The 9638-nt window shown below is 58.9% G+C and carries 3 protein-coding genes, 2 tRNA genes and 3 rRNA genes; 7 read left to right on the forward strand and 1 reads right to left on the reverse strand.

Annotated features, from left to right (window positions below):
• Positions 1-9 precede the first annotated feature (9 nt).
• On the reverse strand, positions 10-1311 hold the full coding sequence (locus tag AAG565_RS15125; RefSeq protein WP_348820485.1) for a peptidoglycan DD-metalloendopeptidase family protein: 1302 nt from the start codon (positions 1309-1311) through the stop codon (positions 10-12).
• Between the two features lie 276 nt (positions 1312-1587).
• Between AAG565_RS15125 and tyrS the strand changes: the two genes are divergently transcribed.
• From tyrS to AAG565_RS15160, 7 genes are all read left to right on the forward strand, one after another.
• On the forward strand, positions 1588-2799 hold the full coding sequence (tyrS, locus tag AAG565_RS15130; protein WP_348820486.1) for a tyrosine--tRNA ligase: 1212 nt from the start codon (positions 1588-1590) through the stop codon (positions 2797-2799).
• A 472-nt stretch (positions 2800-3271) separates the two neighbouring features.
• Positions 3272-4801, forward strand: a 16S ribosomal RNA gene (locus AAG565_RS15135).
• A 116-nt stretch (positions 4802-4917) separates the two neighbouring features.
• Positions 4918-4994 (forward strand) — tRNA-Ile (locus AAG565_RS15140).
• Between the two features lie 34 nt (positions 4995-5028).
• A tRNA-Ala gene (locus tag AAG565_RS15145) sits at positions 5029-5104 on the forward strand.
• Positions 5105-5319: 215 nt separating this feature from the next.
• Positions 5320-8175 (forward strand): 23S ribosomal RNA (locus AAG565_RS15150).
• Positions 8176-8328: 153 nt separating this feature from the next.
• A 5S ribosomal RNA gene (gene rrf, locus AAG565_RS15155) occupies positions 8329-8443 on the forward strand.
• The 16S, 23S and 5S rRNA genes sit together here with 2 tRNA genes alongside, the layout of an rRNA operon.
• A gap of 167 nt (positions 8444-8610) precedes the next feature.
• On the forward strand, positions 8611-9510 hold the full coding sequence (locus AAG565_RS15160; protein WP_348820487.1) for a glutathione S-transferase family protein: 900 nt from the start codon (positions 8611-8613) through the stop codon (positions 9508-9510).
• Positions 9511-9638: the final 128 nt, after the last annotated feature.

Raw genomic sequence — 9638 nt, forward strand, 5'->3', positions numbered from 1 at the left:
CGCAGCGCCTCAGGGTGTCGTCGTCAGCGGTGCGGCGCGCGACGCGAGCCGGGCGGACATCGCGTCCAGCTGCGCGATCACGTTGGCCGTATCGGCGCGCCAGCGCATCGCGATGGCCTTGGGCAGCGGCGTGGCGCGCGGCAGGGCCACGCGCTGCGGATCCTTGTGCACGCCATTGACGCGGAATTCGTAATGCAGGTGGGGAGCCGTCGCCAGGCCCGACGCACCGACATAACCGATGACCTGCCCCTGGCGGACACGGGAGCCCACGCGCAGATCCGAGCGATAACGCGACATGTGGGCGTACAGCGTCGTGTACGACGCGCCGTGCTTGAGCACGATCACCCGGCCGTAGCCGCCCTTGACCCCGATGAACTCCACCGTGCCATCGCCGGTGGCCTTGATCGGCGTTCCGGTGGCGGCGGCGTAGTCCACGCCCTTGTGCGCCCGGATGGTGTTCAGGATCGGATGCATGCGCCGCAGGTTGAAGCCCGAACTGACTCGGGCGAAGTCCACGGGCGTGCGCGTGAATGCCTTGCGCAGCGATTCGCCCTCCGGCGTGTAGTAGGCGATGTTGCCGTCGGCATCGACGTAGCGGACGGCGCGCAGGCTGCGTCCCCGGTTGACGAATTCTGCGGCGACGATGTCGCCGTCGCGGATCTTCTCGCCGTTCTTGTACAGCCCTTCGTACACCACGGCGAAATGGTCCCCGACGCGCAGGTCGAGTGCGAAGTCGATGTCGTAGCCGAACAGCTCGGCCATTTGCATCAGCAGGCGGTTCGACAGCCCTGCGCGCTGGCCGTCCAGGAACAAGGAATTCTCGATGACGCCCGACACCTGCGTGCGGCGGGCTTCGAGCTCGGCAGCGATGGTGATCGCTTCGAGCTGGTCGTCCGCGTTGCGACGGATCTGCAGGGTGTTGGTCTCGTCGAGCTCGAGGCGCAGTTCCTGCAGGCGGTTTTCCGGACTCACGCGCAGCGACAGCCGCTCGCCGGCGCGCAGCGATTTCAGCCGCGCCGCATCGCGGCTCAGCTGCGTCACCGCGATGGCTTCCGAGTAGCCGAGACCCTGGCTCTCGAAAATCTGGGACAGCGACTGGCCCGGCGCGACGGTGAGGGTGGTCCACTCGCTCGCCTGTGGGGCAGGCAGCGGGTCGGCGAGCGCCGATTGCATCGCTTCCGCACCCTCGATCGACGCGCCGTCGTCGAAGGCGGAGGCCAGATCGGCGGGAATCTCGTCCACGCGCAGGGCGCTCTGGCGTTTGGCGATACCCTCGTGCGTGGCCACCGCAGCGAGCAGGACGGCGCACATGGACGCGACAAAAACAGAGCGGCGGGCCGAGCGGCGGGGCGCCAGCTCGGCTGGGCTATAATCAAGCTTCATCGTGTACCCGAAGAACGATCGACGGCCGCACGAAACATGCGGTCCACACCCTGGCGCCTGATCGTCATTGTGAATTAACGCTTGGCGACGCGTAGAACAACATAGATCCCTCGCCTTGGCAAGTAGTTCTGACTGGTAGTTATTGCTCCACCTCAGCTTCTGGGGGATTTCCCGGAGGCCGTCTCCACTCCGATGGTTGTGTCCATGAGTAACGAATTCGCCGAACTCGAACGCGGCACCGACGAAATCATTCCCCGAGAAGAGTTCCGCAAGCGGCTCGACGAGGCGCGTGCCAGCGGGGTGCGGCTACGCATCAAGGCGGGCTTCGATCCGACGGCCAAGGATCTGCACCTGGGTCATACGCTGCTGCTCAACAAGCTGCGCGCTTTTCAGGAAGCCGGGCACGAAGCGGTGTTCCTGATCGGCGATTTCACCGGCATGATCGGCGACCCGACCGGCAAGAACGAGACCCGCAAGCCGCTGACACGCGCCCAAGTCGAAGAGAACGCGCAGACCTACAAGGAACAGGTCTTCAAGATTCTCGACCCGGAGAGGACGACGATCGAGTTCAACAGCCGATGGCTGGATGCGCTCGGCGCCGAGGGCATGATCCGGCTCGCGGCGCAGCACACGGTCGCCCGGATGCTGGAGCGCGACGACTTTTCGAAGCGCTATGCGTCCGGCCAGCCGATCGCGGTTCACGAATTCCTCTACCCGCTCCTCCAAGGCTACGACTCGGTCGCCTTGCGGGCGGATGTGGAACTCGGCGGCACCGACCAGAAGTTCAACCTGCTGGTGGGTCGCCACCTGCAGCAGGCCTACGGCCAGCGGCCGCAGTGCATCATCACGGTGCCGATCCTCGAGGGTCTGGACGGCGCCCAGAAGATGTCGAAGAGCCTCGGCAACTACGTGGGCGTCAACGATGCGCCCGCCGACATGTTCGGCAAGATCATGTCGGTGTCCGATTCGTTGATGTGGCGTTACTACGACTTGCTGTCGTTCCGGCCGCTGACCGAGATCGAGGCCTTGCGCCGATCCGTCGCCGAGGGTGCCAATCCGCGTGACATCAAGATGCAGCTGGCCGCCGAACTGGTCGATCGCTTCCACGGCCGGGGCGCGGGAGAGGCGGCGCGCACTGCATTCATCGCGCAGTTCTCGCAAGGGGCCGTGCCCGACAACATCCCGGAAATGACCATCGCCGTTCCGTCGAATGGCATCCCGGTCGCGCGGCTGCTCAAGGAGGCCGGTTTGGTCGCCAGCAATGCGGAGGGTACGCGGATGGTCGAACAGCGCGCGGTGCGGGTTGATCAGCAGCGAATCGAGGACCGTACTCTGCTGCTCGCGCCTGGGAAGACTTACCTGCTCCAGGTCGGTTCGCGCCGATACGCGCGTGCGACGCTGACTGCTGGCAGCTGACCGGCGGCACGGCTGCGGGGCATGAAAGGCAGGGCGACACCCTGCCTTTCGGCTGTTTGGAGCCTGGATGTTCAGCTCGCACCGGCTGCTCTGGACGAGAAATGACCACGAATCGAGCAGAAATTGACCAGAATCAGCGCGACGGCATCCGACGCAAGCCCGTCGAAGAAACTAAAAAACGTTTCATATCATAGCGTTGCGGATTCCGCTGAAAAGAGTCGTTGACGCCCCGGGAAATTCGCCTATTATTCGCCTCCCCGCTGACGGCGACGACGAAAAAAGTCGAAGCAACTCAGCCAGTTCATTAATAAGAAGAGCAAGTGATTTGTGTGGGTGCTCCCGTGAGCGTGGCGAAGCCACGTAACCACGAGAGTATCAACGTAGCCAAGTTGATTGAGCTTCGAAGATGACTCTTCGGCACGAAAGACGTTTAGCCACGTCCTAGTGCAATCGGATCAAAGCTTTACACCTTTAAGTGGAGAGTTTGATCCTGGCTCAGATTGAACGCTGGCGGCATGCCTAACACATGCAAGTCGAGCGAGGTGTAGCAATACACCTAGCGGCGGACGGGTGAGGAATACATAGGAATCTGCCTCAGAGCGGGGGATAGCCCGGGGAAACTCGGAGTAATACCGCATGATGTCGCAAGACCAAAGCCGGGGACCGCAAGGCCTGGCACTCTGAGAGGAGCCTATGTCTGATTAGCTAGTTGGTGAGGTAATGGCTCACCAAGGCGACGATCAGTAGCTGGTCTGAGAGGACGATCAGCCACACCGGAACTGAGACACGGTCCGGACTCCTACGGGAGGCAGCAGTGGGGAATATTGGACAATGGGCGCAAGCCTGATCCAGCAATGCCGCGTGTGTGAAGAAGGCCTTCGGGTTGTAAAGCACTTTAGCCAGGGAAGAAAAAGTTCGACCTAACACGTCGAGCCTTGACGGTACCTGGAGAATAAGCACCGGCTAACTCTGTGCCAGCAGCCGCGGTAATACAGAGGGTGCAAGCGTTAATCGGATTTACTGGGCGTAAAGCGTGTGTAGGTGGTTGTTCAAGTCGGTTGTGAAAGCCCTGGGCTCAACCTGGGAATTGCTTCCGAGACTGAGCGACTAGAGTACGGTAGAGGGCGGTGGAATTTCCGGTGTAGCGGTGAAATGCGTAGATATCGGAAGGAACACCAATGGCGAAGGCAGCCGCCTGGGCCTGTACTGACACTGAGACACGAAAGCGTGGGGATCAAACAGGATTAGATACCCTGGTAGTCCACGCCGTAAACGATGAGAACTTGACGTCGGCATGCTCTGCGTGTCGGTGTCGTAGCTAACGCGCTAAGTTCTCCGCCTGGGGAGTACGGCCGCAAGGTTGAAACTCAAAGGAATTGACGGGGGCCCGCACAAGCGGTGGAGTATGTGGTTTAATTCGATGCAACGCGAAGAACCTTACCTGGCCTTGACATGCTAGGAATCCTGCAGAGATGTGGGAGTGCCCGCAAGGGAACCTAGACACAGGTGCTGCATGGCTGTCGTCAGCTCGTGTCGTGAGATGTTGGGTTAAGTCCCGCAACGAGCGCAACCCTTGCCCTTAGTTGCCCCCATTCAGTTGAGCACTCTAAGGGGACCGCCGGTGACAAACCGGAGGAAGGTGGGGATGACGTCAAGTCATCATGGCCCTTATGGCCAGGGCTACACACGTACTACAATGGTCGGTACAGAGGGTCGCCAACCCGCGAGGGGGAGCTAATCCCAGAAAGCCGATCTCAGTCCGGATTGGAGTCTGCAACTCGACTCCATGAAGTCGGAATCGCTAGTAATCGCCGATCAGCATTTGCGGCGGTGAATACGTTCCCGGGCCTTGTACACACCGCCCGTCACACCATGGAAGTCTGTTGCACCAGAAGTAGGTAGTCTAACCGCAAGGAGGGCGCTTACCACGGTGTGGCCGATGACTGGGGTGAAGTCGTAACAAGGTAGCCGTAGGGGAACCTGCGGCTGGATCACCTCCTTTCAAGTACGCTTCCAAGCGCCACGGGAGCGCCCACACAAGTCACTTGCTACACAGTCGGAATCGTCCGCACCCGGATGATCCACCCGGATCGGGCCAAATTCTTGGATTTCCCCTGGGGGTCTGTAGCTCAGTTGGTCAGAGCACACGCTTGATAAGCGTGGGGTCGCTGGTTCAAGTCCAGCCAGACCCACCATCTTGAGCCAGGCCGGATTTCCGGAGCAACGACCGGGGCCATAGCTCAGCTGGGAGAGCGCCTGCTTTGCAAGCAGGAGGTCGTCGGTTCGATCCCGACTGGCTCCACCAGGTTGATTCAATGAAGTTCGTCGCCAGGCGAATTTCCTTGAGTCTGCGCAAGTGGATCTGTTCTTTAACAATCAGGTTTGTAGTTGAACACTGTATGACATTGCTGATTAGCGCAAGCTAATCAGACTCAATGCCTAAGGTGCTTGACGGCGTAAATGTTGTTGAGGTTGCAAGCTGTATGGCCTGGACATTCGTGAGAATGCTTGAGGTTATATGGTCAAGTGACCAAGCGCATCTGGTGGATGCCTTGGCGGCAACAGGCGATGAAGGACGTTGTAGCCTGCGATAAGCCACGGGGAGCTGGCAAACAAGCTTTGATCCGTGGATTTCCGAATGGGGCAACCCAGCCCGCAAGGGTTATCCGTAGCTGAATACATAGGCTGCGGAAGCGAACCCGGGGAACTGAAACATCTAAGTACCCGGAGGAAAAGAAATCAACCGAGATTCCGCAAGTAGTGGCGAGCGAACGCGGAGTAGCCCAAAAGTTTCCTGTGCTTTAACAGAACGGTCTGGAAAGTCCGGCCATAGTGGGTGATAGCCCCGTATGTGAAAAGGCGCAGGGAATGAAATTGAGTAAGGCGAGGCACGTGAAACCTTGTCTGAACATGGGGGGACCATCCTCCAAGGCTAAATACTCGTTGCCGACCGATAGTGAACCAGTACCGTGAGGGAAAGGCGAAAAGAACCCCGGCGAGGGGAGTGAAATAGAACCTGAAACCGGATGCGTACAAGTAGTCAGAGCCCGAAAGGGTGATGGCGTACCTTTTGTATAATGGGTCAGCGACTTACTAGTCTGTAGCGAGCCTAACCGTATAGGGGAGGCGTAGGGAAACCGAGTCTGAATAGGGCGATTAGTTGCAGGCTGTAGACCCGAAACCCGTCGATCTATCCATGGCCAGGGTGAAGAGTGGGTAACACCACTTGGAGGCCCGAACTCACGTCTGTTGAAAAAGACGGAGATGAGCTGTGGATAGGAGTGAAAGGCTAATCAAGGCGGGTGATAGCTGGTTCTCCTCGAAAGCTATTTAGGTAGCGCCTCGTGTATCACTGTAGGGGGTAGAGCACTGTTACGGTCTGGGGGGAGCACAAGTTCCTACCCAACTGTTGCAAACTCCGAATACCTACAAGTGCAATCACGGGAGACACACGGCGGGAGCTAAATTTCGTCGTGAAAAGGGAAACAGCCCTGACCACCAGCTAAGGTCCCAAAATCATCGCTAAGTGGTGAACGATGTGGGAAGGCTAAGACAGCCAGGATGTTGGCTTAGAAGCAGCCACCATTTAAAGAAAGCGTAATAGCTCACTGGTCGAGTCGGCCCGCGCGGAAGATGTAACGGGGCTCAAGCGATGTACCGAAGCTGTGGGTGCACACGCAAGTGTGCGCGGTAGAGGAGCGTTCCGTAAGCCTGCGAAGGTGAATCGTAAGGTTCGCTGGAGGTATCGGAAGTGCGAATGCTGACATGAGTAACGACAATACGGGTGAAAAACCCGTTCGCCGTAAGCCCAAGGGTTCCAGCGCAACGGTAATCGGCGCTGGGTGAGTCGGATCCTAAGGCGAGGCCGAGAGGCGTAGTCGATGGAAAGCAGGTTAATATTCCTGCACTTGCTTATGCTGCGATGGGGTGACGGAGAAGGTTAGGGTGGCTGCCTGTTGGATGGTAGTTTAAGCCCGTAGGAAGGTCTCTTAGGCAAATCCGGGAGGCCAATTCTGAAAGGTGATGACGAGTCGCTTCGGCGACGAAGCACCTGATACCCCGCTTCCAAGAAAAACCTCTAAGCTTCAGGCATGAGTAATCCGTACCCTAAACCGACACAGGTGGGCGAGGAGAGTATCCTCAGGCGTTTGAGACAACTCTGATGAAGGAACTCGGCAAAATAGTGCCGTAACTTCGGGAGAAGGCACGCCCGCGCGAGCGGGCCGCAGTGAAGAGGGGGTTGCGACTGTTTATCAAAAACACAGGACTCTGCAAACACGAAAGTGGACGTATAGGGTCTGACGCCTGCCCGGTGCCGGAAGGTTAATTGATGGGGTCAGCGAAAGCGAAGCTCTTGATCGAAGCCCCGGTAAACGGCGGCCGTAACTATAACGGTCCTAAGGTAGCGAAATTCCTTGTCGGGTAAGTTCCGACCTGCACGAATGGCGTAACGATAGCCCCACTGTCTCCATCAGAGGCTCAGTGAAATTAAAATCGCTGTGACGATGCAGTGTTCCCGCGGCAAGACGGAAAGACCCCGTGAACCTTTACTACAACTTTACACTGGACTTTGAGTTTGTCTGTGTAGGATAGGTGGGAGCCTTTGAAGCGCAGGCGCTAGCTTGCGTGGAGGCGTCCTTGAAATACCACCCTGATAAACTCGGAGTTCTAACCTCGTCCCGTGATCCGGGACAGGGACATTGTATGGCGGGTAGTTTGACTGGGGCGGTCTCCTCCCAAAGAGTAACGGAGGAGTGCGAAGGTTAGCTCAGCGCGGTCGGAAATCGCGCTCTTGAGTGCATAGGCATAAGCTAGCTTGACTGCGAGACAAACAAGTCGAGCAGGTACGAAAGTAGGTCTAAGTGATCCGGTGGTTCTGTATGGAAGGGCCATCGCTCAACGGATAAAAGGTACTCCGGGGATAACAGGCTGATACTGCCCAAGAGTCCATATCGACGGCAGTGTTTGGCACCTCGATGTCGGCTCATCTCATCCTGGGGCTGTAGTCGGTCCCAAGGGTCCGGCTGTTCGCCGGTTAAAGAGGTACGCGAGCTGGGTTCAGAACGTCGTGAGACAGTTCGGTCCCTATCTGCCGTGGGCGTTCGAGATTTGAGGGGAGTTCACCTTAGTACGAGAGGACCGGGTGGAACGTACCTCTGGTGTTCCAGTTGTCACGCCAGTGGCATCGCTGGGTAGCTATGTACGGACGGGATAACCGCTGAAAGCATCTAAGCGGGAAGCCCACCTCAAGATGAGATCTCGCGGGACTTGAGTCCCCTGAAGAGCCCTTGTAGACCACAAGGTTGATAGGCACGATGTGGAAGTGCAGTAATGCATGTAGCTAACGTGTACTAATTGCTCGTGAGGCTTGACCATATAACGCTCAAGCATTTTTGACGTTAAGCTCTGAAGGCATTGAGTGTCTTCGGTGTTCAACTACAAACACAGTGTGCGTCCTGCACAAGAGTGCCCGACATCCATGTCGGGGTTCTCAAAACAAGCCAAGCAGGGCGTACGGTTACCAGTTTCCCTGGCGGCCATAGCGAGTTGGAACCACCCGTTCCCATCCCGAACACGGAAGTGAAACGACTCAGCGCCGATGATAGTGTGGCAGCTGCCATGCGAGAGTAGGACACTGCCAGGGTCTTAAACACACGAAACCCCGGAGCGAATGCTCCGGGGTTTTTCGTTTGCGCCACGTCTTGCTATCGCAAGCGTCGGCCGTTGCCTCCCACGAATCCGGCAACGACCATTCATCTGGTGTTCGCCTTGACGGACATATGCTCCGCGTGCCGCTGTGGACGATAGGGCATGGCCCATCGTTTGCTTGTCATGTTTACGGCTACGGCAGACCCGCCAAGGGAGATAGCGATGACGGCTCCTGCGCTGACTCTGTACACCTTTGCGGCTTCGCAATCCAGCGAGAAGATCCGCTGGACCCTGGACGCGGCGGGTCTCCCCTATCGGGAGTGTCGCCTGACGCCGTTTTTCCATCACGCTGAACCGCTGCATCTGTCCGGCAGTCTCGGCGTGTCGATTCCAACGCTCGAAGCCGACGGCGAGTTCGTCGAGGACAGTACGGCGATCCTGGAGTGGCTCGCGCAGCGTTGTGCGCCGTTTGCACTGATGCCGCAGGATGCGGAGCGGCGGCGGCAGGTCATGCGCTACGAGGCGCGCATGGACCACATCGGCCCCCACGTCGTGCGCTACATGTACGCGCAACTCCTGGAAGATCCGGATCTGGTGCGGCGACTGTGGACGCTCGATGCAGGCCGACTGCACGCGGCCCTCGTACGCATGACCTTCCCGGCGCTGCGGCGCATGTTTCACCGCGGCCTCGGTGTGGCGCCGGCATTGGTCGAGCACTCCCGTAAAATCGTGGAACGCGCGCTCCACGAGCTGGATCAACTGGTCTGGAGCGGTCGGGTTTACCTCGTCGGCGAGCAGTTGACCGTCGCCGACATCACCGCTGCTGCGCGCCTCGCGCCGCTGGTCTGCCCGGACGAGCACCCCGTGTTCTGCGACGCCGAATACCGCGACGCGATGGCGCCGCTGCTGAGCGCCTGGGAGGCGCGGCCTGCGGTGGCATGGGTGCGCGAAATCTATCGGCTGCATCGCCGTGTGCGGCCGGTGCACGTGCTGCGAGAGGCGCCGAGTGCGGTCGAAGCGTTCCGCCTGTCGCGGGCGTTCAGGACGGGCACTCAGCTCTGAAGGCTCTCCAGCTCGCCGGGGCCTGTCCTGAATTTTGTGTGTGAGGCATAAGATGAGAACCAGGAGCATCTATGCCGAAGAAGAAGATGAAGGTGGCGGGGGCCGCCGGAGCGGCGCTGCCGTTGATT

The organism is Fontimonas sp. SYSU GA230001 (assembly GCF_040066175.1).
Classification (GTDB): domain Bacteria; phylum Pseudomonadota; class Gammaproteobacteria; order Nevskiales; family Nevskiaceae; genus Solimonas.

Coding starts and splice junctions, on each gene's coding strand:
- AAG565_RS15160 (WP_348820487.1), top strand. CDS start 8,611: ATGGCCCATCGTTTGCTTGTCATGTTTACGGCTACGGCAGACCCGCCA.
- AAG565_RS15125 (WP_348820485.1), bottom strand. CDS start 1,311: ATGTGCGCCGTCCTGCTCGCTGCGGTGGCCACGCACGAGGGTATCGCC.
- tyrS (WP_348820486.1), top strand. CDS start 1,588: ATGAGTAACGAATTCGCCGAACTCGAACGCGGCACCGACGAAATCATT.